Here is a 26632-nt window from a genome sequence, read left to right as displayed (position 1 = left end):
AGCGATCCCTTGCGCACATACCCGGCCACCACTTCGACCGTCGAGAGCAGGATGCCGCCGGGCAGCCGTTCCTCTAGTCCCAATTCAGGCCCCCTCGCCGCCATACATACGCGTACGCCACGAACACCGTGAGCATGAACAACAACATCTCCACCAGCGCAAACAGGCCCAGACTGTCAAAGGCGACCGCCCACGGGTAGAGGAACACGATCTCGATGTCGAACACGATGAACAACATCGCGGTCAGGTAGTACCGGATCGGCATCCGCTGACCACTGGTGCCCGCCGCGCCCGGGGGCATCGGCTCGATACCGCATTCGTACGCTTCGAGTTTGGACCGGTTGTAACGCCGCGGCCCGATCAGCAGGGCGATCCCCACCGAACCGACCGCGAACACAGCCGCAATCGCACCAAGAACCAGAATGGGCACATACGGACTCATAGGGCCACACTGCTCAATGAATCGACGGACGGCCACCCCAACTAGGGTGAAGCACAAGGGGATACACCCCGGAGGATTCAATCGCTAAAATTCGCACGGTGATACAACAACCAGGTCGGACAAGCGGGTACGCTGCGCTCGGTGTACTGATCTACAGCAGCGATCCGGAGCTTCGAAGCAGAACGGCGCAAGCTCTAGGACCAGTTCCCGACCACAGTGGTGCAGCCCTTCGATTCGACCACGCCGCAACTCAATTCGGTGTCATTGAGCAAATAGGTACGGGTTCAGTCGATGTGGCCATTCTCGATGCCGAGGCGGCGCCGTTAGGGGGCATGGGGTTGGCGAAACAACTGAAAGACGAACTGTTGCATTGCCCGTCACTCGTCGTGCTCATCGCACGGCCAGTCGATGCGTGGCTGGCTCGCTGGTCGCGTGCTGACGCTGTGGTGCCCCGCGTCTTCGATCCAGTCGTGCTCAGGGATACGACAATGGCACTGATGCATGGCAGATCGGTGGTCTGACAGCGATCACTGCGAGAGCTGGTGGTGTTCGAAGTGCTGGCAGGGATGCTCTGCGTGCCAACGCTCTTCGATGCGGAGAACTCTGTGATGCTCGATTACCAGCCAAGCGACACCGCCAGTTACTGCAAGTGCTCCGACGATTGCGGCGGTCGACACCCACTCATGGTGCTGATAGGCCGCCGATGCGACGGATCCGATCAGTGATATGACACCGAGCGCGATGGACAGCAGGCCAGGCCAGCAGTAGATATCGATGAACGATTCGCCCGCGTGATGTTGTGTAGTCCGAAAGTGGTCGATGGGATCGCGTGTATTTGCCATGATTGCTCCTCTGCCGATACTTGAAGAGGTAATCCGGCAATCGCGGTAGCCCATCCCCGTTCTGGGGGACGGTCCGGGGGGCGTCAGCGCACAGCGCGCCAACCGAGATCGCGATGTGCGAGTAGGTGGGCGATGAGCAGTTCGGTGGAACCTGTACTCGCTGCCTGCGTCACGATGTGCCAGGGACGGTTCAATGGTGTTCCGGGCACTGGGAGCTCGACCAATGATCCCATGTCCACTTCCCGGCGGACGGCTTGACGCGATACGAGTGTCACGCCGAGACCAGCGACAGCTGCGGCGACCACAGCGCCATGTGACCCAAGCACCATCTGAGGTGGGCTGACCTCGAGCTCGTCCAACAACGTTGTCGTGGTCGCACGGGTACCCGAACCGGATTCCCGTAGCAGCCATGTCGTCCGTGCAGGGTCGAATCGCTGTGCGGATTCGGGCGGGCCGACGACAACCAGCGTATTGGGGCTGACGGCGCGTACGCGGGTCTGATCGAGGGTTGTCGGCGGACGGCCAGCGACAACAACGTCGGCCTCATGATCGGCGAGCATCGGCCAGATCGCGGTTCTGGACGCTACTTCGAGCTTGCAGTCCACGCCGGGATACTTGGCCGTGAACGATGCGAGTAGTGCGGGAAGGAGCAGCTCGCCGGCAGTGGTCACGGCTGCTAGGCGGATGGCCCCATGGTCGGGGTCGACCTCGCCGCGCGCCGCGAGCAGAGCTTCATGATGTAGTCCGAGGATTTTCCGTGCGTACTCGACGTAGCGAATCCCGGCCGGGGTCAGCCGCACTCCACGCCCTTGTCTGTCTATCAACGGGACGCCGACTTCGGTGCTCAAGCTCGCCAGCGCCGAAGAGATCGCCGATTCAGTCACCACCAGGCGCTCGGCCGCCCCACGCACGGAACCGGTTTCGGCGAGTTCAACCAGTGCCCGTAGGCGGGCGTTGGTCGTCATGGGGCTGCCTTCGACGTTCGGCCGTCATCGAATACGCGACTGGCCAGAAGGTCCGCGGCTTCGATGGTGGTCAGGGCCTTGAGATCTACTGGAGCGTGCGAGTCCTCGACGAGTCGCCAGGCGTGACGCAGCCTTGCTCGCTCCATTGCATTGCGCACGCTGCGGGCATTCGCGAACCATGGCTGGTCGACTCGACGCTCAAGATAACGACGTAGCGCGTCTTGACCGCCTACGGAGAGCGTGTACCCCAGCTGTTCGGTCATCAGAGTAGCGATCCGCTCCAGTTCGGACACCGTGTAATCCGGGAACGAGATGTGGTGGGCGACACGGCTTTGCATTCCAGGGTTTGCGGAAAAGAACTGGTCCATCTTGTCCGCGTATCCGGCGAGTATGACCACAAGGTCGTCACGGTTGTTTTCCATCACCTGCAGCAGAATCTCTATTGCCTCAGCCCCGTAGTCCCGTTCATTCTCGGCCTTGTACAAATAGTAGGCCTCGTCGATGAACAGGACACCACCCATCGCTCTCTTGATCACTTCCTTCGTCTTGGGTGCGGTGTGCCCGATATATTCGCCGACGAGGTCGTCGCGCGTGACGCTCACCAGGTGACCTCGTCGGAGATAGCCCAGTCTGTGGAGCAAGTTGGCCATCCGTAGCGCAACGGTCGTCTTCCCTGTCCCCGGATTGCCCGTGAAGCACATATGCAACGTGGGCTGTGGCGCGGCTATGCCGTATCGCGCACGCATTCGGTCAACAAGCAACAGCGCCGCGATTTCGGCGATCCGGCTCTTGACCGGTGCCAGGCCGACCAGTTCCGTGTCGAGGTTGGCGATGACGGTATCGATGCCGGCATCGCTGCGGGCTTCCGCGAGATCCACTGTGGCATCGGGAGGCAGGCAGTGTTGGTGTTCCGTCTCTGGCAACTCGTCTTCGAGTTGTCCGCCGAGGGATTGGCTCGGTGTGAAACCAAACGACTTCCGAGGTGTTTCGGCCGTAGGCATACTCATGAAGGATCGACCGCCGCAGTGCTCGATGCGTCTGACATGTCATGAATGGTGCCACTAGAAAGTCAAGGCGTCTATTGACAATCGGCCCCATTCTATTAAGTGAACGGTTCAGCTTCTCACCCTGCGGGTCCACCTAATCGGTGACGTCACTGCTGCGGTTCGGTCGGTACTGTCAACCGCGCGGATTGTGATCGATCGGCAGGAGCGTGACCATGGGCAACTGGCGAGCGTTGGGAGACCTTGAGCGCCGTGTCATGGACCACCTCTGGTCAATATCTGAACCCCAGACCGTTCGACAGGTGCACGCCGCGTTGTCGGTGCGACGCAAGCTTGCTTACACCACAGTAATGACGGTACTGCGGCGACTCACAGCCAAAGGGTTGGTCAGCCAAGATCGGCTCAGCCGGGCGCACCGTTACGCAGCCACACAGGGCCACGACCATCTGGTGGCCGATTTGATGATGGATGCGCTGTACCAGGTTCCGGAACCAGGTGGTCGTCGAGCTGCTTTGCTTCACTTCGTCGAGAGTGTAGGCAGGGATGACGTCTGCATGTTGCAAAGTGCTCTTGCCGAGCTACACGCCAAGCACGTGGGGTTCTAATCTCGCGCGTGCGGAAGCGGAATCGTCGCCGTCACACAGGTTCCGCTGCCGACCCGAGACCGGATGTTGAGCCGGCCGCCCACGAGTTCCGCGCGTTCTGCCATCGACAGTAACCCATAGCCGTGCGTTACATCATCTCCCAATGGATGCTCGAGCGTATCGAAACCGACTCCATCATCATTGATTTCGAGATGAGCGGTCGTGTCGTTGACAGCGAAAGTCAGCCGCGCGGTTGTGGCATCCGCATGCTTGACGACATTCTGCAAGCATTCCTGAGCGATACGGTACAAGGCGAGCTCGATGTGCTCAGGAAGACGAGTATCAGCTAGGTCGGCATCGATCCGCAGGCCTGGGATCGAGCGGGCCAGACTTGCCAATCCGCCGGCCAGCCCGAGATCATCGAGTACGGGCGGACGCAGCCCGCCGATGGCTGCCCGCGCCTCTTGTAGCGTCAGCTCGACAAGATCGCGCGCGGCCTCGAGTTGCACGAAGGCCTCGTCGGGTTGTTCCCGCATTGTTTGGGAGGCAGCGTCGAGGCGATACGCCAACGTGACGAGCCGCTGCGAGATCCCGTCATGAATATCACCGGCCAACCGGCGGCGCTCGAACTCTTGCGCTTCGATAACTTGCTCAACGAAGTTCTCGTGTGCGCGTTCCCTGGCTACGAGTCGGCGATGCAGCCTGGCCTGGTGCAGGGCGCCGGCGATGAGGCGGCCGATCACCAAAAGCAATTCCACGTCACCAGAGGTGAATTCACGTCTTTCCATCGTGTAAACGGTCAGTTCGCCGACCAGTCCGCCAGGGTCGGTCTCCATCGGTACCGAGACCAAGGATGTGAAGGCGGCGTCGCGCAACGAATCGACAGCCAAGTATCTCGAGTCGCCTTCTTTGTTCTCGGTGATGACGACGGGCTGCCGATGATTGGCCACCCACCCGGAGATCCCTGTCCCCAGCTGCATGCGGATCCGGCCGACCTGATGGTCGAACGGCGGTGTTGCACCCGCCAGCGTCAACGACCGATCGGTGTCGTCAAGAACATGGACCAAGCACGCGTCGGTGCCGGTGGCGTCGGTAATGATTCGCGCGGCAGCCGCGGCGAGCGGCTCGACCCCAGGGCCGCTCGAGGCCGCTTGGATCAACTGCCGAAGAAGCGCGAGCTCACGATCAGCCTCCACAAGGTCACGGACTGCGTTGGTGCGTCGCCACTGTAGCGCCGTGGCCGCCAATGCCGGATTACTCACTGGTAGATACCTTCTCGGAGCGCGGTGGCGACGGCGCTGGTGCGGTCGGCGACACCGAGTTTGCGATATATAGAACGCAAATGGCTCTTGACTGTTTCGTCCCCGATGACCAGCTTGTTGGCAATCCCGCGATTCGACAGGCCGGTAACCATGTAGGACAGAATCTCGCTTTCCCTCTGGGTCAGACCTTGCCTGGCGCCGGGCCAGAACTCGTCGCGCTTCAGCCGGGCTGCGGTGTCGGCCGCCCGTGCTGCGAGACCCGGGTCGAGCGCGTTGCCACCACTGCGAACCAAGTCCAGTTGCCGGACCAGGTCGTTGCTGCTGATGCTCTTCAGCAGATAGCCAGATGCACCGACCCGCAATGCCTGAAACAGGTACTGCTCATCGTCATAGACTGACAGCATCACGACCTTGCGATCCGGATCACGTTGGCGCATAGCCAAACACAGATCTAGGCCGCTAGATCCGTGCATTCGGACGTCACACAGCACAACATCGGGATCGAGACTTTCCACCACATCCACGGCCTTGTCGGCGCCGACGGACTGGCCGACGATCCGCACTCTGCTCGCAAACCCGGCGAGCATGGCTTTGAGACCCTCGATGACCATCTCGTGGTCATCCACCAATACAAGCCGAACCGGGCTTGTGGCTGACGTCACCATCGACACACCATAGGGCTGGGCACGCTCACAGTCACGCGACTTTTGCCTCTGATGCCCGATATAACCCGTTCAATCCCCCGAGCAGGGGGAACCGAGCCTTGAACTGATTCTTAGCATCGCTGCAACCTAGAAGGAGGCTGGATGGTAACGCGTGTGCCTACGCTCGTCGCTTCGGTTCTGCCCGCGGATTATTCGGAACTAGGCCAGGAAGTCCGGCGCCTGGAGAAAGCGGGGGTGGACCGCATTCAGTGGGACGTGATGGACGGCCGGTTCGTACCGAACCTGACTTTTGGGCCGGATGTCATCGCTGCCAATCGTGAGCATGTCTCGATGGGATTCGAGGCACACCTCATGGTGGAGGATCCGGAACCCATGCTGCCGCGGTGGATTGGAGCCGGATGCGAGATCGTCATAGTCCATGCCGAGGCGACAAGGCATCTGCACCGAACACTCTGCGCTATCAGGGAGCTCGGAGCTCGAGCAGGCGTCGCACTGAACCCGTCCACGCCGCTGGAGTCAGTAACCAACGTGCTCAGCCTCGTCGACCTGCTACTTGTCATGACCGTGAACCCTGGGTTCGGCGGCCAGCGGTATCTCGCGGAGATGGAAAACAAGATTGCAAGGGCAAGAAGGGATCTGGACTCAAGGGAACTCGACATCGAGCTGGAGGTGGACGGCGGTATCTCAGCGACCACTATCGGTGCGGCCGCGCGCGCCGGTGCCGACGTATTCTGCGCTGGCTCCGCGTTGTTCACCGGGGCCGGGACAATCGAGGAGCGGGTGGCCGTGTTGCGCCACGCGGCCACCACCGGAATCGAGTCGCGATGAGCATCGCCGCGAGCACGTCCGCCCAGAGCGAGCCTCTCACCCCCGAGATCGATCAGCTGGCCATCACAACGCTGCGTTTCCTGGCAGCTGATGCCGTGCAGTCGGCCAACAGTGGACACCCAGGCCTGCCCCTTGGTGCGGCGCCTGCGGCCTGGGTCCTGTGGTCACGTCACCTACGTCACGACCCGACAGATCCGCGTTGGCCCGACAGGGACCGCTTTGTCCTATCGGCCGGCCATGGTTCGGCCTTGCTGTACGCACTGCTGCACGTCTTCGGCTACGACCTGCCTGCGTCGGAGCTGGCGCAGTTTCGCCAGCTCGGCTCGCGTACCCCGGGGCACCCAGAGTACGGGCTCACAGCGGGCGTCGAGACGACGACGGGTCCACTCGGCCAGGGACTGGCCAATGCTGTTGGGATGGCGCTCGCGGAGCGGATGCTGGCGGCTCGGTGCAACAACGAGGTACACGAAAGCGTCGTCGACCATCGAACCTGGGTACTCGCCGGCGACGGCGACCTGATGGAGGGGATCAGCCACGAGGCCGCTTCTTTGGCAGGACGACTCGGCCTCGGCCGCCTGACGGTGATCTTCGATGACAACAACATCACGATTGACGGCACCGCGGACCTCAGCTGTAGGGACGACGCATTGGCGCGGTTTGCCGCTTATGGCTGGCAGACCATATCGGTCGAGGACGGCAACGATGTGGCTGCTATCGATCAGGCGCTCACCCGAGCCCGCGAGAATGTGTCGACACCCACCTTCATCAAACTGCGAACCACCATCGGCTGCGGTGCGCCGGGGCTGGAAGGAACGTCGAAAGTCCACGGCAGCCCGTTGGGGGCTGAGGCCCTCGCAGCGATGCGCACGAACTTCGACTGGCCGCCAGCGGCCTTTCACGTGCCGGAGGCCGTACGAGCGGCGACCTCGGCGCTGGCAGGCCAGGCTGCTCAGGTCAGAGAACAGTGGGAGCGCGATCACGCCGACTGGATCGCCGATCATCCGCAGCTTGCCGCGGACTTTCCGCTGGGCAGGGTGCCTGGTCCGCCCGAGACCGACATCTTGACGCCGCTGACTGCCGATATCGCGACGGAGCGGATCGCGACACGCCAGGCGTCAGGTATGGCACTGAATGCCCTCGCTCCGCACTATCCGGCACTGGTGGGCGGATCGGCCGATCTAGCCGGATCGACGAATACCGGAATAGTAGGTGGCGATGTGAAGACTGGCAATTATGGCGGTCGCACAATACATTTCGGCATCCGAGAGCACGCCATGGCTGCCGTCATGAATGGAATGTCAGTCCATGGTGGTCTCCGACCCTTCGGCAGCACATTTCTGGTGTTTGCCGATTATCTGCGTCCCGCTCTCAGAATGTCCGCCCTCATGCGCCAACCGGTGATCTATGTCTTCACTCATGATTCGATCTATGTAGGCGAGGACGGACCGACACATCAGCCGATCGAGCACATCGAATCGCTGCGATTGATACCGGGTTTGACGGTCCTTCGCCCGGCCGACGCGGCTGAAACGGCGCAGGCTTGGGACATCGCGTCACGTAACCTCGCCGGACCGACAGCGCTGATACTCAGCAGGCAGAGTCTGCCCACCCTGGGAGACGGCGCATGCGGCAATATCAGCACACACGGCTTCAGGGTTGTTCGCAACAGGCCAGACGCGGTCGATGTTGTGCTCGCCGCTAGCGGTTCCGAGGTTTCCCTTGCCGTCGAGGCCGCCGACCTACTGGCCGATCGTGACATCCATGCCTCTGTGTTATCGGTGATGTGGCGAGAACGCCTCCATGAGACATTGCTGCGGGATCCGAAAGTGCTCCCAGACCTCCCGGTGGTGTGGATCGAAGCCGGGATACCCACCGGTTGGCGTGCCGTTGCGCGCGACCGGGACGCGGTAGTGGGCATCGCCCGGTTCGGAGAGAGCGGCCCAGGTCCACAGGTCGCTGCGCATCTGGGTTTGACGGCGAGTGCGATCGCCGAGGCGGCCTTCTCATGTTTGGACTCGGCCAGCGCCGGGAAGCAGGAGCCTGCAATTGACTGCTAGCAGCACTCACCGTCTCGCAGCCGTGGTCTTCGATGTCGACGGAACCTTGGCCGATACCGAACGTGACGGGCATCGGCCGGCATTCAACGACGCATTCGTGGCGCACGGGTTGGATATCGAATGGGATGTTGACGAGTACAGGCGGTTGCTCAAGATCACCGGAGGTCAGCGACGGATCGCGGCTGATCTGCGAAACCGGGGGTTCGCGCACGGAGTCGATGCCCTCGCCGCCGACATCCATCGGACCAAGACCCAGATCTTTCGGGAACGGATTCTCGCCGGTGACGTCATCGCCAGGCCCGGTTTGCGGCCTCTTGTGGCGAGTCTTGCCGAACAAGGTCTCGAGATGGCGGTGGCCACAACGGGGACTCGACGATGGGTTGAACCGTTACTCAGCCAGATTTTCGATGGTGCCGTACCGGAGGTGGTCGTGACCGGAGACGACGTCAGCCGCTTGAAGCCGGATCCAGAGGTCTACCTGCTGGCTCTGGATCGGCTTCGCATCACACCCGAAAGTGCCCTGGCTGTTGAGGATTCCTCATCGGGCCTAGCCGCAGCGCGGGCCGCCGGGATCGCAACACTTGTCGTGAGCAACTTCTATACCGCCGATGAAGATTTTGCCGAAGCTGCCGAGGTGCGAACCGGATACGACGGGTGTACCCCTCTGACGGCAAAAGGCTGCCGGCGAGCACACCACCGGTGGTGGGCGGCTCGAGCTACCAGACCTTGACTGCGAAAAGCTCAGCGCGAGTTGTCGGCGGGGCGGGACACATCCACGATCTCGCGTAGCTTTTCGACGGATAGGTCCGCGAGCGACCGTACGAAGTGCCGGCCCGGTGACGGCGGTACGGACACGACGCCCGGAACGACGACAACGGCCATCCCGGCTGATTCCGCGCTCAAAGTGCCACTGAGTGAGTCCTCCACTGCTACACAGTGTGTCGGTTCGACCTTCAACCTACGTGCGGCAGTCAGGTAGGGTTCTGGGTCCGGCTTTCCTCTGGCGACATCGTCACCGGCAATGACAGCCGCGAAGGCCCCGGGGATTGCCGCTGCAGCGACAAGGTGGGGAATCGGTGTGTGAGCCATGGTGACCAGTGCGCACGGCACGCCAGAACGAGCGAGGTCGCTGAGGAGCAATTCCGCGCACGGCAGCCATGGGATCTTGGTCTGTATCGTGGCAGCGACATCCTCGACGAGAGATCTGATGATCTCCAGCGTCGGTTGTTCGACTCCGCTCTGTTGCAACGTTTTTGCGACGAACTCCATGGACTGCCCGACCACTTTCAGATTGTCTTCGTCCGTCCATACAATTCCGTGGGTAGCCGCGAGCCGCCGCTGTGCGTTCATCCAGTGGGGCTCCGTATCGACAAGAGTGCCATCCATATCCCACATGACCGCCCAGTGTGGGCTTCCCGGGTGAAGGTGAATTGCGGAGTCAGAGTGTGGCTCTGGCGCAACCGCCTTGGGCTCTCGCATACATTGAGAGTTTAGTCGCCATATCCACAGCGGGGCAATTCAATTCGGGCCAGTACGTCTTTGAACTCATGTCGGCTGTCCTTCTGACCATGGGTAAGTTTGTGGCCAGTGGACGGCCGCGACGTGGTCGACATGGTGCGGGCCGCTCGATCGCTGGTTGCGGCCAGGGATGAGGGGGGTAGACGTCGACGCTCGGTGGTGGCTGGACAATCTGTCGGAGTCGACCGTACTCAGTCAATTAGCGACCACAGCCGCAGTGCCTTGCGGGCGACATCGTCGGCTGCGACGATTGTCAGTGTGTCCCAGGGCAGGTTGGCCGTCCAGACCGCATGTGCGATCGCACGAACCAGTGACAGCGCGGACTCGTTGGCGCTCTTGGCGAAAGAACTCACTGTCGCCGTGTCAGCCGCGATATGCACGTGCCATCGCTCTTGCGGACCGACGCGCAGCGTCGCTGGACTCTCGTAGAGGCCGCGAAGGTCTTGGGCAACATAGGTTGGCCGGTGGCCTGGCGGCGCTTGAATCAGGTCAACGACGTCAGTGACTCCGGTCAGCACTAGCAGGCTCGATAGTCCGGCGCCCGCCGCTCCCGCAATATCAGTGTCGAGCCGGTCTCCGATTGCCAGTGCCGAACGAAATACTCCTTGGTTCAGGGCATCTCGCAGCATGTTCGGCGCGGGTTTACCTGCGACTTCCGGCGTCGCGCCGGTGCCTTTTTGCAATGCTGCGACCATCGACCCGTTTCCGAGAGCTATCCCGTGGCCGGTCGGAAAGGTTGCATCGAGGTTTGTGGCTACCCAGCGCGCGCCGTTGCGAATTGCTAACGCTGCCTCGTTCAAGTCGGACCAACATGTCTGTGGGGAATGTCCCTGAACGACAGCGACGGGTGTGTCGGAGTACGTCCGCACGGGCCGGAGGCCGACTCTGACAATCTCGTCGGCTAGTGCATCCGTGCCGACTACCAGAACTGCTGACCCAGTTGGCAATTCTGTGGCCAACAGCCGCGCGGCACTCTGACCACTTGTGATGATGTCACCAGTCTCAACGGTCAGGCCCAAGCCGCGCAGGTGCTCGGCCACTGCGGCCGAACTGCGGGAAGCATTGTTGGTAACGAATATCGTTCGGCTGGAAACGGAGTCGAGTACTTCCACAGCGCCCTCGGTCGGCTGTGATCCGCGAAACACCGTTCCATCAAGGTCGAGTATTAGGCAATCGTGTTGTTGTGCCAGGCATGCTGCATCAGCGGGTGCTGCGCTAGGCGCACCGCGGCGAAGACTCAGGTGCATCGCTGTGATCGTCGAGCGGACCTTGCGGGCGACGTAAAGTCGGTTGTGATTGTCGTTCCCGCATCGGCTGCAGTGTCAAATCTGAACTGTTTCGGCAGTGAATGCCGGTCGGGATGGTGTGGCAAGCGCCGAGGGCGGTCGCTTGCAGAGATATGAATCGCCGAGTCTCGTGATTGGCGAGTGAAAGACAACTCGTTGCTCCCAACATTGGGCATGCGATTGGCACGTCAGGGGCCGAGCGGCGTCGGCCGTGCCGACCCGTCCGTTGACTCTCGAGTGCCGGGCGACCGGATGAGCACACGTCAAACCTATGCGACTAGGCGACAGATCGAAACCGATACTCAAGGATTGCGGTCTCGGTTTTCAGTGTCGACTCATGAGTGAATTGTTCATCAAGTTCACTCGGTATGTCTTGCAACTGGCCGCCGGTTTGGACGAGGCCGCGCTACGTCGGACAGCGCAGGACTCTCTATCTAGCCTTCGGCTGCCTCATGGCCGACGAACGCCCGGCGCGGCAGCACTGCCGGGAGCTCCAGCATCAGTTCCGCCAACCTCTTACGTCTCGACCGTCATACTGACATTCAGCGCCAGTTCAGCGTTCAACGAGCAGGCGGTGGTGCCGATCGAGGACGCCAACCCCGGCATCGACACGATCAACCTGACGAAGGCCCAAGCATCCGCTTGGAAAGAATGGTTGCGTACCAAACCCGATGGAACACCGCGCAGGCACGCCGAGAGCATTCTCGGAGCGGTCCGCAGCTTCTACCTTGACGTAGCTGCCTGCGCCCATGAAGATCCGTCGACGTGGGGTCAGTGGGCGGTCCCATGTCCGGTCAGCATTCGAGACGTGCGGGGCCAGCAGAAACGCCGCGCCCAGCGCGCACACCGAATGCAGGCACGCAGACGCACTCTCGCCCCGCACATGGACGCCCTCGTTGCGGCGGCCGAGCGCGCCTACCTGGAGGCGGCCGAGCTGCAAGCACTCGCGAGATCAGCGTCGTTCGATGATCCATTCACCGTGTACGGGAACACCTACATCAAGCACACACCGGGCAAGGGGTCTGACCGGTCTCGTGTCTACGTTCTGCGCGATGGATCGCAGATGCGGGTCGACATCCCGTATGCCGTCATGCGTGCCTTCATGCCTTCATGACATGGACGATCGTTCAGGTCCTGCGCCACACCGGTATCCGGATCGAAGAAATGCTGGAACTGACCCATCTGAGCATCAAGCAGTATCGCAAGCCCGACGGCACGGTCATCCCGCTCCTGCAGATCGCACCGAGCAAGAACGATCAAGAGCGGATATTCCCGTGCAGTCCTGAGCTGACAACCACCTTGGCGCGACTGGTCGAGTTCATCAGCATCGACGGGCGGGTTCCGCTGTGCTGCCGCATCGACAAACATGAGCGTCACGTGTCTGCGCCGATGCCGCACCTCATTCAAATCCGCGAGGGCGGACGGTCCCGTGTGATCAACGACTGCACGATCCGAAAGTGGCTATCAGAGCTCGCAAACAGTATGGCCTTGAAGGACACTGACGGTACACCCTTGCATTTCACGCCGCATGACTTCCGCCGGATCTTCATCACCGACATCGTCAACGCTGGCTTTCCGATTCACCTTGCCGGAAAGATTGTGGGCCACAACAATATCGAGGTCACCCGTGGCTACACCGCGGTGTACCAACAGGACGTCTTCGAGGCGTACAACCGCTTCATCGAGGGCCGCAGACAAGCCCGGCCCTCCGCTGAGTACCGTGAGCCCACGCAGGCCGAATGGGACGAATTCATGGAGCACTTCGGGCAACGCAAGATCGCCCTCGGCAACTGTCACCGTCCGTATGGCTCCGATTGCGCCCATGAACATGCCTGCATCCGCTGCGACTTCTGCCAGGTCGATCCCGCCCAGGCAGCTCGACTGGATGAAATCCGTAACAACCTCTGCACTCAAGTTGAGGAAGCGGAGCGCAATCAATGGCTAGGCGACGTCAACCAGCTCCGGATCACGATCGACCACGCCGATCGAAAAGCGGCGCGCCTTGCGGCAGGCATTGCCGAGCAAGTTCCACTCGTCACTGCTGGTAGGCCGTGACGTGCCTTCCAAGCGCCCACGGCCGTTGGTTCGGGCCCACCTTAAAAAATAGGTGTGTGACACGCCATCGGTTCATTTCTACGCAGGAAATGCTGGTTCTTGACATATTCTGCGCCAACGCCTCGCGCAATCGGAGATCACCTGCACCGACAACGACCGCGTCATCGCCTCACTACGCGACGACATCGACATCCTGCGCGGATCCAACCGATCACTGGTCCGCGAATACCGACTGCGCCCACCGACGTCTAACACAGCGGCACGGTGCACAGCACCAGTGATCGTCGAACCGCTCTGCGGCCTCAACACACCACTGCAGAATCTCAGCGTTGCGCTGCGGATTGTTGAGTCCCTCGTGATCGGCAAGCTTAGTAGCTACACCGACCAGCGATCGGGCCATCGCCGGGGTAGGCCGCACAGATGCGGTCCGCTGCGGTATCTGTTCGAGCGCCAGTTCGGCCTCATGCGGCGCAGTACCTGGGGCGATGACACGCAGCGCCAGATGGTGGCCGTCCTCCCCGACGACAATGACCGCGCAAGGCTCGTCACTATCGAAACCGACCAGCTCGATCGGGCGGTGATGGTCGCCAACACTGATCTGGGCCGGCGGGGCGATCCATCCGTCACGGCTATAGGCCACCAGCACTACCGACGGCAGGCGCTGCTCGATGGCGGCGTTCAGGTCGGGGAATTCGTCTTCGATACAACTGGAGGCGGGTTGATGATGGGCAGATCGCCGCCGTCGACAGCGAACCGGTTCCAGCAGCTGGTGACGTCCAACTCGGACCGGAAGCGCCGTCCGTCGGCGTTGGCCACCGCCGAGGACGGCTTGCGCGCGGCGCTAGTCGCCGACGCTCTCATCGAGTCGATGAACTCCGGCGGCCGTTGGGTCGAGGTCACCGACTGAGCGCGGTCACGCGAGCGCGAGAAACAGCTTCTCCAGTTCGGCTTCGGTCATCGGGTCCGAACCGTCGGCCGTCTCGCCGGCGATGCACTCCCGCAGGCCGGTCGCGACGATCTTGAAACCGGCCCGGTCCAAGGCCCGGGACACCGCGGCCAGCTGGGTCACCACGTCTTTGCAGTCGCGGCCCTGCTCGATCATCGAGATCACGCCGGCGAGCTGACCCTGCGCACGCCGCAGCCTGTTCAGCACCGCAGTGATATTTTCCTGGTCACCGGTCATGGTTCACGTCCTTCACTTTCGCTTCATCGCAACAGCGTACCCGCGGGGGTATATTCCCCGACGGAAGCTGCGCCGCGCGTCAGATAACGGCACCCGCCGTGCCGTCGTCGCGGATGACGCGCAGCCCGGCGTGCTGCCAGGCCGTCATGCCACCGGTGACGTTGTAGACCGTCACGCCGGCGGCCGCGAGTTGGCTCGCCGCGGCACCCGATCTGCGTCCCGACTTACAGATGGTGACGACGGGAGCCGTGCCGTCGAAGGTGCGTACATCCAGATCACGCAACCGCCGGTGCACCGCGCCCGGCGCGTGACCGGCCGCCCATTCGTCGTCTTCGCGAACGTCGAGCAGGGTGGCGCCGGATTCGGCGACGACCGCGGCCGCCGCCACCGGATCGATATCGATGACCTTCACCCCGTGTCCTGAGTTGTCCGATCGGGTCATGCCGAAACCTCCTGGTGTCGTTGTTCGTTTCCGTCGGGGTCCGGTGCCGGCGGTGGTGTGTTGCGGACCGCGGGGCGCCAGCGGACTTTGAGCGGCCACCAGAACCAGGGGCCCAGGAGCGCCGCGATGGACGGGGTCATCAGCGAGCGCACGATCAGGGTGTCGAGCAGCAGACCGATCCCGATCGTGGTGCCACCCTGCCCCACATTCAGCAGGTCGCCGGACACCATCGAGCCCATGGTGAACGCGAAGACCAGCCCGGCGGCGGTCACGACACTGCCCGTACTGCCCATCGATAGGATGATCCCGGTTTTGATACCGGCACCGATCTCTTCCTTGAACCGTGAGACGAGCAGCAGGTTGTAGTCGCTGCCCACGGCCATCAGGATGATGACGGCGAACGCGAGCACGATCCAGTTCAGTTCGATGCCGACCACCCGCTCCCAGACCAGTACGGACAGTCCGAACGCGGCGCCGAGCGACAACACCACGGTGCCGACGATCACCAGCGATGCGACCAATGCCCGGGTGATCACGATCATGACCAGGAAGATGAGGGTCAGCGCGGCGAACGCGGCGATCATGGTGTCGTATTTGGCGCCGGATTGGATGTCCCGATAGGTCGCGGCGGTCCCGGTCAGGGTGATCTCCGAATCGGCCAGCGAGGTGCCCTTCACCGCTTCGTGTGCGGCGACGAGTTCGTCGTCGACGGTCGAGATCCCTTGTTCGGTGGCCGGATCGACGTCGTGGGTGATGATCAGACGCGCGGCCTTGCCATCGGGGGACAGGAACAGCGCGAGTCCCTTCTGGAAGTCGGGGTTGGCGAAGACTTCGGGCGGCAGATAGAAGTAGTCGTCGCTCTTGGAGGCGTCGAACGCCTCGCCCATCGCGGTGGCAGTGTCGGTCATCTGCTGCATCTGGTCGATCAGCCCGGCGAAGCTGCTGTGGATGGTCTGCAGCGTCTGCTGCATCGAGGTTGCCGTCGAGATGATCGGGGGGAGTTGGTTGACCATCTGCGGGACCAGCGCGTCGATGTCGCCCATCCCGTTCGTCATGGCGTCCATGTCCTTCAGCAGCACGCCCATGTTGTCACTGAGGGTGGCAACGCCGTCGATGGCGTCGAATGCCGACCGCACGCCCCAGCATGCCGGGATGTTGAAGCAGTTTGGCTCCCAGTAGAAGTAGTTGCGGATCGGCCGAACCTCGTCATCGAAATCGGCAAGATGGTCTCGCATCGTGTCGACGGACGCCTTGAGGGTGTTTGCGTCCTCGACCGTGCGGTCGGCCGAGGCCGTGGTGCGGTGCATGGCGTCGGAGAACTTGACCATCAGATTCTGTATCCGGGTCATCGCGTCGATCATCGTGCCCAGGTTGACCGACATCGAGTCGATGTCGCCCACTCGTTGTTTCAGGAACTGCAGATTCTGGGTGATCGGTACCGATTGCATGCTGACCTGATAGGGAATGGAGCTGTGCGCGATCGGCGAGCCCAGCGGCCGGGTGATGCTCTGGACCATGGCGATACCACGAACTCGGAACAGCGCCTTGGCGATTCGGTCCAGGACGATCATGTCGGTGGAATTTCGCATATCGTGGTCGGATTCGACCATGAGGATGTCGGGGTTCAACCGTGCCGCGCTGAAGTGCTTCTCGGCTGCCGTGTAACCGATATTGGCCGGCACGTCGGCGGGAATGTAGTGCCGGTCGTTGTAGCTTGTCCGGTACCCGATCACGGCGAGGACGCCGAGAATGGTGACGGCGGTCGCGACGGCGAGAATCGGTTTGGGCCAGCGGACGGTGGCGGTGCCGATCCGGCGCCATCCTTTGGTCTTCATTTTTCGCTTCGGGTCCAGCAGGCCGAATCTGCTTGCCAGCACCAGGATGGCAGGGGCGACGGTGAGTGCCGCCGCGACGGCGACGATCAGTGCGACTGCCGACGGAAAGGCCAGCGACTTGAAATAGGCCAAGCGGGTCAGGCGCAGACACAACATCGCACCCGCGATGGTCAGGCCCGAGCCCAAAATCACGTGAGCGACGCCGTGGAAGGCGGTGTAATAGGCCGATTCCGGGTCTTCGTCATTCTGGCGGGCCTCCTGGTAGCGGCCGATCAGGAAGATCGCGTAGTCGGTCCCGGCCGCGATGGCCAGGGCCGTCAGCAGGGGGACGGAGAAGGTCGAGAAGTCGATCACCCGGAAGTGGCCCAGCAGGGCGACGGCTCCTCGCGCGGAGCCCATCTCGATCCCGACGATGGCGAGGATCAGCAGAACGGTGCTGATCGAACGGTAGACGAGCAGCAGCATGATCGTGATCACGACCATGGTCACCACGGTCATCTTGACCATGCTCTTGTCGCCGGTTTCCAGCGAGTCGGTGGTCAACGGGGCGGGACCGGTGACATAGACGTGCAATCCGGCCGGTGCCGGGGTGCGGTCGACGATGTCGCGTACGGCTCCGACCGATTCGTTGCCCAGGGTGCTGCCCTGGTCCCCGGCAAGGTTGAGCTGGACGTAGGCGGCCTTTCCGTCGGCGCTCTGCACGCCGGCCGCCGTGATCAGATCACCCCAGAAGTTCTGCACGTGCTCGACATGCACGCTGTCGCGTTCGAGGCCGGCGATCAGTTGGTCGTAGTAGCGATGTGCCGTCTCGCCGAGCGGGTCGTCGCCGGTGAGCACCACCATCGCGATGCTGTCGGAGGTCGATTCGGCGAACTTCGTGCCCATTTTCTTGGCCGCGATGACCGAGGGGGCGTCCTGTGGGGACATCGATACCGCATTGTGCTTGCTGACCGATTCGACCTGGGGGAGAAGAAGGTTCAGCCCGGCGGTGATCGCGACCCACACCACGATGATGGGGACGGCGCCGGCGCGGATGGTGCGGGCGATGAACGGGCGTGCGGCGCGGTCGCTCATGCGGCTTTGTCCAGACAGAATGCCTGGGCGTCGCGCCCCGCGGCATGGCGCTCGGCGACCACCTTGTCATTGACCAAGATGCGGCAGCCCAGTGATGTGCTGTCGCCCTGGGCAACCACGTTCGCCAAGATGCCGGGAGCTGTGGTGACGACGTCGACCGACCACGGCAGTGCGGTGAATGTCGCTTCCCGGGTCTTTCCGTTGGCGTCGAGGAAACTCACCTGGCCGCTCGTGGCCGGAGGGCCGACGACCTCATAGGTGACGCGCTTGGTGTTGAACGGCACGATGGCGTCCACACGTTCCGACCCGGCGACGAATGGCAGATCCGAGTCGAAGAACGTGCGCAGCCGGCTCACCACCGCCACGGCGGCCATGAGGGTCAGCACCACCACCGCGACCACCCAAAACCGTTGTAACCAGCCGAACAACGACGGCATCTTCATCGTTTCGCCCTATCGCAGATGTGTACCGGTTCCCGCGCATCGCGCAGGACCGCCGTCCGGATTTATACCCCGTACGGTATCAGTCTTTCGAATCGCAGCCTAGCGCAATCGTCTCCATAGATACTATAGGGGGTATGGTATGTTGACAACATGACCACAGAGAACGAGGCGGATATGACCGCCGTGCTCAATCGCCTGCGCCGCGCGCAAGGGCAACTCGGCGGCGTGATTTCGATGATCGAACAGGGTCGTGGCTGCAAGGATGTCGTCACTCAGCTCGCCGCCGCATCCAAGGCGTTGGACCGGGCCGGCTTCGCGATCATCGCGTCAGGTTTGCGCAACTGTATGGATTCCGCCGATGGTCCGGGCGGCCGTCCGGGCGCCCTCACCGCCGAAGAGCTGGAGAAGCTTTTCTTGAGTCTGGCCTGAGTTCCGCTCGCCAAGGAAAGGAGTATGCGATGTGTCGCGCTGTCACATGCCGGGTATGTGGAAAGACCACCTGGGCCGGTTGTGGGATGCACGTCGACGCGGTTCGGCGGGGGGTGCCGGCCGGGCAGTGGTGTGCCGGGCACGCGTCGGGTGACGCCACTGAGTCGGTCCGGCGGGGCTGGTTCGGTCGACGTAAGACTGCGCAAGACAAGACCTAGCGCGGATCCTGGCTGGTTGTCCCCTCCTCAGGGGACCAAAGCCTCTAGCGAGAAATACGGGAGGGGGTATTGTTCAGCATATGAGCGATGCCCCCTCTTGCATGGCCCAAAGCTCGGAATAATTTACCCAGGGGGGTACTTGTAGATACCCGTAGGGGTATTACTACCAACGAGAAAGAAGACGTCAATGATCCTGCATCAGTACTACCTGGATTGTCTTTCCCACGCGTCCTATCTGATCGGCGACGAGACCACCGGTCGCGCGGTCGTCATCGACCCGCAGCGCGATGTGTCCGAATATGTGGCCGATGCCAGAGAACAGGGACTGACCATCGAGTTGGTCATCGAGACCCACTTCCACGCCGACTTCCTGTCCGGCCACCTCGAGCTCGCCAAGGCCACCGGCGCGAAGATCGTCTACTCCTCCGTCGCCGAGACCGAATTCGAATCCATGGGCGTCCGCGACGGCGAACGCTACTCACTCGGTGACGTCACGCTGGAATTCCGGCACACCCCGGGACACACCCCCGAGTCGATGAGCGTGGTCGTCTACGAGCACGCCGACGACCAGGTGCCCTACGGGGTGATGACCGGGGACACGTTGTTCATCGGTGACGTGGGCCGCCCGGACCTGCTGGCCTCGATCGGCTTCACCCGCGAGGAATTGGCGGACAAACTCTACGACTCGCTGCACAACAAGTTGATGACCTTGCCCGATGCGACCCGGGTGTACCCGGCGCACGGTGCGGGCTCGGCCTGTGGCAAGAACCTGTCGACGGACCTGTGGTCGACTATCGGCGATCAGAAGGCCACCAACTACGCGCTGCGGGCCCCCGACAAGGCGACCTTCATGAAGCTCGTCACCGAAGGGCAACCCCCAGCGCCTGGGTACTTCGTCTACGACGCGATCCTCAACCGCAAGGACCGTGCGCTGCTGGACGAGACCAAGATGCCGGCCGCGATGACCTATGAGCAAGCCCGGCAAGCGATCGATCGAGGAGCCGTCCTGGTCGACGGGCGCACGCCTGAGGAGTTCGCGCAGGGCCACCTGCGCCAGGCGATCAACATCGGGCTCGAAGGCCGCTACGCCGAGTTCGCCGGTTCGGTGCTGCGGTCCGATGTCGACATCGTCCTGTTTACCGAACCCGGCCAGGAGCTGGAGGGTAAGAACCGGCTGGGCCGGATCGGCTTCGACCGCGTCGTCGGTTACCTGGCCGACCCGTACCGGACGATGTTCACCCATCAGGACGAGGTCGTCGTCGCGTCGCGGCTGACGGCAAAGGCGTTCAACGAGCGCGCGGCCCGGATCAAAGACCTGCAGATCGTCGACGTCCGCAATCCGGGCGAGGTCGAGGCCGGGGCCGTTCCGAACGCGATCCCGATTCCGGTGGGCCAGTTGCCGGCTCGGTTGGGGGAGTTGGACTCCGCCAAGCCGACCGTCGTGTACTGCGCGGGTGGCTACCGGTCATCGGTCGCCGCCAGCCTGTTGCGGCACAACGGATTCATCGACGTGAGCGACATCCTGGGCGGGTACGGCGCCTGGGAAGAAGCCGTCCAGAACGCCTGAAATCGAGGACACACCATGACCATCTCTGCCAAACATCAGATCGTGATCGTCGGCGGCGGGACCGCCGGCATCACCGTCGCGGCGCGGTTGCTGCGCAAGGGTCTCACCGACGTCGCCGTCATCGAGCCGTCGGACAAGCACTACTACCAACCGCTGTGGACGCTCGTCGGCGGTGGTCAGGCAAAGGCATCGACGACCGAACGCGCCGAATCATCGGTCATGCCCAAGGCCGCCACCTGGATCAAGAAGGCCGCAGCCACGGTCGATCCGGACGCCAACACGGTGACCTGTGTGGACGGCGCCACCTATGAATACGAGGTGCTGGTCGTCTGCCCGGGTATCCAACTCGATTGGAACCGCACCGAAGGCCTGGAGGAAACCCTTGGGCGCAATGGGGTCTCATCGAACTACCGGTTCGATCTCGCGCCCCGCACCTGGGACCTCATCCGCGGCCTCCGCTCCGGAACCGCCGTGTTCACGGTCCCCTCGGGCGCCATCAAATGTGCCGGCGCTCCACAGAAGATCGCGTACTTGGCGGCCGACCATTGGCGTTCGGAAGGTGTGCTGAAGGACATCGACATCCATCTGGTCATGCCCGGCGCCCGGCCGTTCGGGATTCCGGCGATCGCGGACAGCCTCGACAAGGTGATCGCCGACTACGGAATCACCTTGCACACCAACTCCGAAGTAACCTCGGTCGACGGGGCCGCCCAAAAGGTCGGAATCAGCAGTGTGGGGCCGGGCGGTACCGACACCATGCTGCCGTACGACATCGTGCACGCCGTGCCACGGCAATCCGCACCCGACTGGGTGAAGCACAGTCCGCTGTCCACCGGCGACGCCACGGGCTACGTCGACATCGACAAACACACCATGCAGCACGTCCGGTATCCGAACGTGTTCAGCCTGGGCGACGCCGGTTCGTCACCGAATTCCAAGACCGGTGCGGCCATCCGGAAGCAGGCGCCGGCGGTGGTCGACAACATCGACGCGTACCTGAACGGAAGGCCGCTTCCGGCCTCCTACGACGGCTACTCGTCGTGCCCGATCGTCACCTCGTCGCACTCGATGCTGCTTGCCGAGTTCGACTACGACCTCAACCTGGAGCCCACGTTCCCGCTGCTCAACCCCACCACACCGCACCGCGCGTACTGGTACCTCAAGAAGTACGGACTGCCGTTCATGTATTGGAACCTCATGCTGCGGGGCCTGGCCTGAACATCCCGACCCGAAAGGAGACAACAATGACCATCAACAAGACCACCAAGAACCTGACCGCCGCCGACTTCCAGGCGACGATCTCGGCGAACCCGATTGTGATCGTGGATTTCTGGGCGTCGTGGTGCGGCCCGTGCCGCGCGTTCGCCCCGGTCTTCGATCGCTCATCGCAGACGCACCCGGACGTCCTGCACGCCAAGGTGGACACCGAAGCGCAGCAGCAGTTGGCTGCCGCCCTGGAGATCCAGGCCATTCCGACCATCATGGCGTTCCGCGACGGCATCCTGGTCTACCGGCAACCGGGCGCGATGCCGGCCGCGGCGCTCGAGGATCTCATCACCAGGGTCAAGGCGTTGGACATGGCCGACGTGTGGGCCAAGGCTGCCGCGCGACGCTGACCGAAATCCATACAGACCAGTGAATTCCAATCATGTCACGGTCAATTCGAGAAGGTGAAATGCCTGATGGCATCGAGTATCTCCACCAGGATCACGTCGTCCTTCGAGGACGCCGTGGACAGGACGCGACGCGCGCTGTCCGATCAGGGATTCGGTGTGCTGACGGAGATCGACATCAGGGCGACGCTGAAATCGAAGCTCGGCACCGACATGGAGGACTACCTGATCCTGGGAGCGTGTAACCCGAAGCTGGCGCACCGGGCGCTCGACGCGGATCGCCGGGTCGGAGTGTTCTTGCCGTGCAACGTGGTCCTGCGATCAGATCCGGAGAACGACGGCGTCGTGATCGTCGATATCGCGGACCCCCAGATGATGGTGCAGTTGGCCGACCAGCCGGCACTTCACGCGGTCGCGGAGGAGGCTGCGGCGCGGTTGCACGCCGTCGCCGACGCACTGTCCCGCCCCGACGGAACAGGGTAGGACTCGATGAACATCGCCCTTGCCCTCGCCCTCGGAGCGGTCATCGGGGTGCTGCTGGGCCTGCTCGGGGGAGGCGGTTCCATCCTGGCGGTACCCGCCCTGGTGTACGTGCTGGGACTCGGCATCGAGCAGGCAATTCCGATGTCGCTCATCGTGGTCGGAACCGCCTCGGCGGTCGGCGTCCTGCCGAAGATCCGAGCCGGGCAGGTGCAGTGGCGACTCGCCGCGGTGTTCGCACTGGCCGGCATTCCCGCCACCTTCATCGGCAGCCTCATCGGCAAGCAGCTGCCGCAATCGGTGCTGCTGTCGGGTTTCGCCGCCGTGATGGTGTTGGCCGGTGTGCGCATGCTGCAGGAGAACGCGTCGACCGGGACCGCATGCAGGGTTGGCGACTCGGGCATCAACTGGCGCCGCTGCGCCACGCGGTCCATTCCGGCGGGATTCCTCGTCGGCCTGCTCACCGGCCTCTTCGGCGTCGGTGGCGGCTTCTTGATCATTCCTGCGTTGGTGTTGATGCTCGGGGTCGAGATGCCGGTCGCCATCGGAACATCGTTGGTGATCATCGTCGTGAACTCGGCCGCGGGAATCCTCTCCCACCTGAGTGGCACCAGCATCGACTGGACGATCGCCGCGGCGTTTGTCGGCACCGCGATCGTCGGGTCCCTGATCGCAGGGCATCTCGGCACCCGGCTCGACCACCGGCGACTCCAACACTGGTTCGCCTATCTGGTCTTCGCGGTCGCGGCCTACGTGCTGGTGGATACTCTGCTACTGCGCTGAAGCTCAGCGATCTGACGGTTTGATGAGCGGGCGTTGTACGCGCTTCCACTCGGCGGTCACCACCCATTTCGAGCACTACTTGTCCTGGACTGTCGGCGCATTGGTTGAGCTAGTAAACGCGCGCCTAGCGCACGACGAATGCCATGTGGAGTTGTGCCCAGAACTCGGTGGATACATACGGCACGGCGTCAACAATCCCCAAGCTTTGATGTTGATGACGTCGGGCGTACGCTCTCGTCGTTTAGCCCACGTTGTGACCTCCCATCTCCCTGAAGGGTTGGCTCCAGGAGTGGGTGGATTGCGCGAATGGTCAGGGCTGATGTCAATTTCGATGTGGCGCGACGACTTCAGCGCCTCGTCTGCAGAAGTGCTTGATCTGCTTGAGTTCACGCGACCACGTAGTCGCAGCCTGCTCAAGATGCTCCTCGAAAAAGGCAGTGTCACTGTGGATTTTCCCCTTCATCCCAGTAACGTGACCGATCACGGAATGCCGCTCAGGCTCTTGCCAGTCGCCGGCGAGCCGCCCCCGAGCCGCTGGCTGTTTATGCAGATGGAAAGTTTGTCTCCATGATCGCCTCTCAGGATCAGGCCGACGTCGATGCGATCCTCGATACCGGACTCGACGTAGAGCTCACACTCCAACTCGGCCATGACTTGGTGACTCTACAATTGGCATTGTCGACTGTCGACGACTGACCACGGGCAGCTATGCGGCAGACGTTGGCGGCGGCTCGCGTCGGAAGCTCATCCGGACCGTCGGCAGTCACGTGCTGATTTGTGCTGTATCTTCATGCCCGAGGCCACATCTCGCAGCTGATCCACTCGCACTGCACATCCGCTGCGCTGCTGGCGCAGCAGATCGGACTGGCGGACGACGTGCAGACGGCACTGCGGTACACCTTCGAGCGGTTCGACGGCGGAGGCCTTCCCGGCGGCGTATCGGGCGAGGCGATTCCGATCGAGATGCGGGTCGCGCAGTTGGCCGACATGGTGGAGGTGCACGACCGCGAGTACGGTGCCGGCGGAGCCGTGTCGATGGCCCGGAGCCGCCGCGGCGGCCAGTTCGATCCGGCCGTGGTCGACGCGTTCGTCGCGGACCCGGATGCGCTGCTGGCCGTCCCGGCGAACGGGGATGTCTGGGCAATGGCACTGCACCAGGCGCCGGATCGGAACGCGCGGCTCGATGAGGCCGCGCTCGACGCGCTGCTGACGGCGCTCGGCGATTTCGTCGACCTGAAATGCCCTTTCACGCTTGGTCATTCGCGGGCCGCAGCGCAACTGGCGGCGGATGCCGCCGCCACCGTGGGACTCGGCGCCGAAGAGGTCACGCTCACCCGTCGGGCGGCGCACATCCACGACATCGGCCGGATCGGCGTGTCCAATCAAATCTGGTCCAAGCCAGGCGCTTTGACGCTGGCCGAGTTCGAGCGGGTGCGTCTGCACCCGTACCTGACCGAGCGGATCCTGCACCGCATTCCCGGTCTGCGGCGCGTAGCCTCCGTAGCCGCCAACCATCACGAGTACCTCAACGGCCGCGGCTATCCGCGCGGGCTGACCGCGCGGCAGCTGACCATGCCCGACCGGCTGGTGGCCGCCGCGGTCGCGTATCAGTCGGCGGTCGAGCCCAGACCGTATCGTGAGCCGCTGTCGACGCATGGCGCGGCCCGCCGACTGCACACCCGGGTGCGCGACGGCGAACTCGACCAGGTCGCCGTCGACGCGGTCCTGCATGCAGCCGGGCATCGCGGACGACGTACCGCGTTGCGTCCCGCTGGGCTGACCGCGCGTGAGGTCGAGGTGCTGCGGCTGGTCGCCCAAGGGGCGAGCAACAAGGAGATCGCCGCGAAACTGGTGATCAGCGAAAAGACGGCGCGCAATCACGTCGAGCGCACATATGCCAAGATCGGCGTCTCGAACCGGATCGGCGCGAGTATGTATGCGCTGGAGCGCGGTCTGGTCGGCGGACTCGAAAGTTGAGGCAAATGCCCCATTTCGGGGTGCGCTGCCGGCGTCACGCTTGTGGCCATGAACCGTTATTTCGCAATCACTTACGGCGCGATCAGCTACGTCCTGTTCCTGGCCGTATTCGTCTACGCAATCGGCTTCGTGGGTGGCCTGACCCCGCGCAGTGTCGATGACGCCACCTCAGCGCCGGTGGGCGTCGCGGTCGTCGTCGATGTGCTCCTGATGACGCTGTTCGCCGCCCAGCACAGCGTGATGGCACGTCCTGGGTTCAAACGGTGGTGGGGCCGCTACGTGCCCACGGCGGTGGAGCGCAGCACCTACGTGCTCTGCGCGAGCTCGACACTGGCGTTGCTGATGTGGCAGTGGCGGTCGATACCGGCCGTGGTGTGGGACATCGACTGGCGGCCGGCCCGCATGACAGTGTGGACGCTGTTCTGGCTGGGCTGGGGGATCGTGCTGGCGTCGACGTTCATGATCAGCCATTTCGAGTTGTTCGGGCTGCGACAGGTTTTCAACACCGCGCGGCCACATTCAGAGACCGGGTTCCGCACCACGCTGTTCTATCGCGTCGTCCGGCATCCGCTGAACCTGGGCTTCATCGTCGCGTTCTGGGCGGCGCCCACGATGACGCTGGCGCATCTGCTCTTCGCCACCGTGACGACAGGCTGGATTCTCCTGGCGATACAACTGGAGGAACGCGACCTGCTGGCAACGCTGGGTGCGCGTTACGCGGCTTACCGTGAGACGGTGCCCATGCTGGTGCCCCGGTTACCCGGCAGGCGTGCTACCTCAAGGGTCAATCTTCCAGCTGCACAACGGTTCTCGTGTCGACATTCGGCGCGATCAGTTCGTCGATGATGCGCCGGTGCTCCGGATGATCCCGGTAGGCGATGAAGTGATCGCGGCTGTCGAAGGTGCCGACAACCGCGAAGTCGTAGCTGCCGGGGGAGAGACCGATATCCGCCCCGCACACGTAGCGTTGCACTCCCGCGAGGCTGGGGACGAGCGCGTTGAGTGCATCGGCAATCGGTTGGTCGTCGAACTGATCCGCCTGCCATTTGAACGTCACGATATGGGTGAACGACATCGGTC

At 62.9% G+C, this 26632-nt stretch carries 30 protein-coding genes and 2 pseudogenes; 16 read left to right on the top strand and 16 right to left on the bottom strand.

Annotation, left to right across the window (positions count from 1 at the left end; translation table 11 throughout):
- Positions 1–83: pseudogene (locus RMCB_RS02450) on the bottom strand (NADH-quinone oxidoreductase subunit B); the annotation flags it as partial.
- Positions 74–442: an NADH-quinone oxidoreductase subunit A gene (locus RMCB_RS02445; protein WP_062827482.1), complete on the bottom strand. Its 369-nt coding sequence runs from the start codon at positions 440–442 to the stop codon at positions 74–76. The pseudogene RMCB_RS02450 and the gene RMCB_RS02445, both read right to left, overlap by 10 nt.
- Before the next feature lie 98 nt (positions 443–540).
- On the opposite strand from RMCB_RS02445, the gene RMCB_RS02440 reads away from it, so the two are divergent.
- Positions 541–963, top strand: a complete 423-nt coding sequence (locus RMCB_RS02440) for a hypothetical protein (protein WP_062827481.1) — start codon at positions 541–543, stop codon at positions 961–963.
- Between the two features lie 6 nt (positions 964–969).
- On the opposite strand, the gene usfY is transcribed toward RMCB_RS02440, so the two are convergent.
- The 3 genes from usfY to cbbX form a co-directional block, all read right to left on the bottom strand.
- Positions 970–1284: a protein UsfY gene (usfY, locus tag RMCB_RS02435; protein ID WP_062827480.1), complete on the bottom strand. Its 315-nt coding sequence runs from the start codon at positions 1282–1284 to the stop codon at positions 970–972.
- 83 nt (positions 1285–1367) lie between these two features.
- Positions 1368–2249 (bottom strand): LysR substrate-binding domain-containing protein, encoded by an 882-nt coding sequence (locus RMCB_RS02430; protein WP_062827479.1) that lies wholly within the window; start codon positions 2247–2249, stop codon positions 1368–1370.
- Positions 2246–3250 carry a CbbX protein gene (gene cbbX / locus RMCB_RS02425; RefSeq protein WP_084388343.1) on the bottom strand — a complete coding sequence of 335 codons (1005 nt, stop codon included), beginning with the start codon at positions 3248–3250 and terminating at the stop codon, positions 2246–2248. Before cbbX ends, RMCB_RS02430 begins: the two co-directional genes overlap by 4 nt.
- Positions 3251–3468: 218 nt before the next feature.
- On the opposite strand from cbbX, the gene RMCB_RS02420 reads away from it, so the two are divergent.
- Positions 3469–3858: a BlaI/MecI/CopY family transcriptional regulator gene (locus RMCB_RS02420; protein WP_062827478.1), complete on the top strand. Its 390-nt coding sequence runs from the start codon at positions 3469–3471 to the stop codon at positions 3856–3858.
- On the opposite strand, the gene RMCB_RS02415 is transcribed toward RMCB_RS02420, so the two are convergent.
- Positions 3855–5099 (bottom strand): GAF domain-containing sensor histidine kinase, encoded by a 1245-nt coding sequence (locus tag RMCB_RS02415; protein WP_407662097.1) that lies wholly within the window; start codon positions 5097–5099, stop codon positions 3855–3857. The two genes, RMCB_RS02420 and RMCB_RS02415, sit on opposite strands and share 4 nt — an antisense overlap.
- The gene (locus RMCB_RS02410) at positions 5096–5764 is read right to left on the bottom strand and encodes a response regulator (RefSeq protein ID WP_062827486.1); all 669 of its coding nucleotides are present in this window, start codon (positions 5762–5764) and stop codon (positions 5096–5098) included. Before RMCB_RS02410 ends, RMCB_RS02415 begins: the two co-directional genes overlap by 4 nt.
- A gap of 141 nt (positions 5765–5905) precedes the next feature.
- Between RMCB_RS02410 and rpe the strand changes: the two genes are divergently transcribed.
- Genes rpe through RMCB_RS02395 form a run of 3 tightly spaced genes read left to right on the top strand, consistent with a single transcriptional unit; the run spans position 5906 to position 9379 of the window.
- The gene (gene rpe, locus RMCB_RS02405; RefSeq protein ID WP_072278396.1) at positions 5906–6592 is read left to right on the top strand and encodes a ribulose-phosphate 3-epimerase; all 687 of its coding nucleotides are present in this window, start codon (positions 5906–5908) and stop codon (positions 6590–6592) included.
- On the top strand, positions 6589–8649 hold the full coding sequence (gene tkt, locus RMCB_RS02400) for a transketolase (RefSeq protein ID WP_062827477.1): 2061 nt from the start codon (positions 6589–6591) through the stop codon (positions 8647–8649). Before rpe ends, tkt begins: the two co-directional genes overlap by 4 nt.
- Positions 8639–9379 carry an HAD-IA family hydrolase gene (locus RMCB_RS02395; RefSeq protein WP_234791965.1) on the top strand — a complete coding sequence of 247 codons (741 nt, stop codon included), beginning with the start codon at positions 8639–8641 and terminating at the stop codon, positions 9377–9379. The genes tkt and RMCB_RS02395 overlap by 11 nt, the downstream gene beginning before the upstream one ends.
- A gap of 11 nt (positions 9380–9390) precedes the next feature.
- Here the strand turns inward: RMCB_RS02395 and RMCB_RS02390 are convergent, their stop codons facing one another.
- The gene (locus RMCB_RS02390; RefSeq protein ID WP_063979564.1) at positions 9391–10044 is read right to left on the bottom strand and encodes an HAD family hydrolase; all 654 of its coding nucleotides are present in this window, start codon (positions 10042–10044) and stop codon (positions 9391–9393) included.
- 314 nt (positions 10045–10358) lie between these two features.
- The gene (locus RMCB_RS02385; protein WP_062827474.1) at positions 10359–11414 is read right to left on the bottom strand and encodes an HAD-IIA family hydrolase; all 1056 of its coding nucleotides are present in this window, start codon (positions 11412–11414) and stop codon (positions 10359–10361) included.
- Positions 11415–12027: 613 nt separating this feature from the next.
- Between RMCB_RS02385 and RMCB_RS36410 the strand changes: the two genes are divergently transcribed.
- Both RMCB_RS36410 and RMCB_RS36405 read left to right on the top strand, forming a co-directional pair.
- Complete coding sequence (locus tag RMCB_RS36410) at positions 12028–12567, top strand: hypothetical protein (protein ID WP_234791964.1); 540 nt, start codon at positions 12028–12030, stop codon at positions 12565–12567.
- A complete protein-coding gene (locus RMCB_RS36405; protein WP_234791963.1) occupies positions 12564–13508 on the top strand; it encodes a tyrosine-type recombinase/integrase in 945 nt (314 codons plus the stop codon). Before RMCB_RS36410 ends, RMCB_RS36405 begins: the two co-directional genes overlap by 4 nt.
- 211 nt (positions 13509–13719) lie before the next feature.
- Here RMCB_RS36405 and RMCB_RS36400 read toward each other — a convergent pair whose 3' ends face one another.
- The 5 genes from RMCB_RS36400 to RMCB_RS02350 form a co-directional block, all read right to left on the bottom strand.
- A complete protein-coding gene (locus tag RMCB_RS36400; protein WP_234791966.1) occupies positions 13720–14166 on the bottom strand; it encodes a DUF5994 family protein in 447 nt (148 codons plus the stop codon).
- 255 nt (positions 14167–14421) lie between these two features.
- Positions 14422–14691, bottom strand: coding sequence for a metal-sensitive transcriptional regulator (locus RMCB_RS02365; protein ID WP_024452282.1), 270 nt, complete (start codon positions 14689–14691; stop codon positions 14422–14424).
- Between the two features lie 79 nt (positions 14692–14770).
- A complete protein-coding gene (locus RMCB_RS02360) occupies positions 14771–15133 on the bottom strand; it encodes a rhodanese-like domain-containing protein (RefSeq protein ID WP_062827472.1) in 363 nt (120 codons plus the stop codon).
- Positions 15130–18042, bottom strand: a complete 2913-nt coding sequence (locus RMCB_RS02355) for an MMPL/RND family transporter (RefSeq protein ID WP_084388341.1) — start codon at positions 18040–18042, stop codon at positions 15130–15132. The genes RMCB_RS02360 and RMCB_RS02355 overlap by 4 nt, the downstream gene beginning before the upstream one ends.
- A complete protein-coding gene (locus RMCB_RS02350) occupies positions 18039–18485 on the bottom strand; it encodes an MmpS family transport accessory protein (protein ID WP_062827471.1) in 447 nt (148 codons plus the stop codon). Before RMCB_RS02350 ends, RMCB_RS02355 begins: the two co-directional genes overlap by 4 nt.
- A gap of 150 nt (positions 18486–18635) precedes the next feature.
- On the opposite strand from RMCB_RS02350, the gene RMCB_RS02345 reads away from it, so the two are divergent.
- The 7 genes from RMCB_RS02345 to RMCB_RS02315 all read left to right on the top strand — a co-directional run bounded on the left by RMCB_RS02345 (position 18636) and on the right by RMCB_RS02315 (position 23575).
- Entirely contained in the window at positions 18636–18914 is a 279-nt protein-coding gene (locus RMCB_RS02345; RefSeq protein WP_062827470.1) for a metal-sensitive transcriptional regulator, read from the top strand.
- Between the two features lie 29 nt (positions 18915–18943).
- Entirely contained in the window at positions 18944–19132 is a 189-nt protein-coding gene (locus RMCB_RS36395; RefSeq protein WP_072278394.1) for a DUF8730 family Cys-rich protein, read from the top strand.
- Positions 19133–19319: 187 nt separating this feature from the next.
- Complete coding sequence (locus RMCB_RS02335; protein WP_062827469.1) at positions 19320–20699, top strand: MBL fold metallo-hydrolase; 1380 nt, start codon at positions 19320–19322, stop codon at positions 20697–20699.
- Positions 20700–20714: 15 nt separating this feature from the next.
- Positions 20715–21917 (top strand): NAD(P)/FAD-dependent oxidoreductase, encoded by a 1203-nt coding sequence (locus tag RMCB_RS02330; RefSeq protein WP_062827468.1) that lies wholly within the window; start codon positions 20715–20717, stop codon positions 21915–21917.
- A 26-nt stretch (positions 21918–21943) separates the two neighbouring features.
- The gene (trxA, locus tag RMCB_RS02325) at positions 21944–22315 is read left to right on the top strand and encodes a thioredoxin (protein ID WP_062827467.1); all 372 of its coding nucleotides are present in this window, start codon (positions 21944–21946) and stop codon (positions 22313–22315) included.
- Between the two features lie 66 nt (positions 22316–22381).
- On the top strand, positions 22382–22795 hold the full coding sequence (locus RMCB_RS02320; RefSeq protein WP_062827484.1) for a DUF302 domain-containing protein: 414 nt from the start codon (positions 22382–22384) through the stop codon (positions 22793–22795).
- A 6-nt stretch (positions 22796–22801) separates the two neighbouring features.
- Positions 22802–23575 carry a sulfite exporter TauE/SafE family protein gene (locus RMCB_RS02315; protein ID WP_062827466.1) on the top strand — a complete coding sequence of 258 codons (774 nt, stop codon included), beginning with the start codon at positions 22802–22804 and terminating at the stop codon, positions 23573–23575.
- A gap of 480 nt (positions 23576–24055) precedes the next feature.
- Here RMCB_RS02315 and RMCB_RS35960 read toward each other — a convergent pair whose 3' ends face one another.
- Positions 24056–24226 carry a hypothetical protein gene (locus tag RMCB_RS35960; RefSeq protein WP_165606243.1) on the bottom strand — a complete coding sequence of 57 codons (171 nt, stop codon included), beginning with the start codon at positions 24224–24226 and terminating at the stop codon, positions 24056–24058.
- Between the two features lie 129 nt (positions 24227–24355).
- Here RMCB_RS35960 and RMCB_RS02310 point away from each other — a divergent pair.
- Together RMCB_RS02310 and mddA are read left to right on the top strand one after the other, a co-directional pair.
- Positions 24356–25552: pseudogene (locus tag RMCB_RS02310) on the top strand (HD domain-containing phosphohydrolase); the annotation flags it as partial.
- A 48-nt stretch (positions 25553–25600) separates the two neighbouring features.
- Positions 25601–26398, top strand: a complete 798-nt coding sequence (gene mddA, locus RMCB_RS02305) for a methanethiol S-methyltransferase (protein WP_062827465.1) — start codon at positions 25601–25603, stop codon at positions 26396–26398.
- Here the strand turns inward: mddA and RMCB_RS02300 are convergent.
- Complete coding sequence (locus tag RMCB_RS02300) at positions 26337–26627, bottom strand: Dabb family protein (protein ID WP_062827464.1); 291 nt, start codon at positions 26625–26627, stop codon at positions 26337–26339. The genes mddA and RMCB_RS02300 overlap by 62 nt on opposite strands.
- Positions 26628–26632 lie beyond the last annotated feature (5 nt).

It is taken from the genome of Mycolicibacterium brisbanense (genome assembly GCF_001570425.1).
Classification (GTDB): Bacteria; Actinomycetota; Actinomycetes; order Mycobacteriales; family Mycobacteriaceae; genus Mycobacterium; species Mycobacterium brisbanense.
Note: the sequence above shows the minus strand (reverse complement) of the source record. Positions and strands in the feature narration are given on the sequence as shown.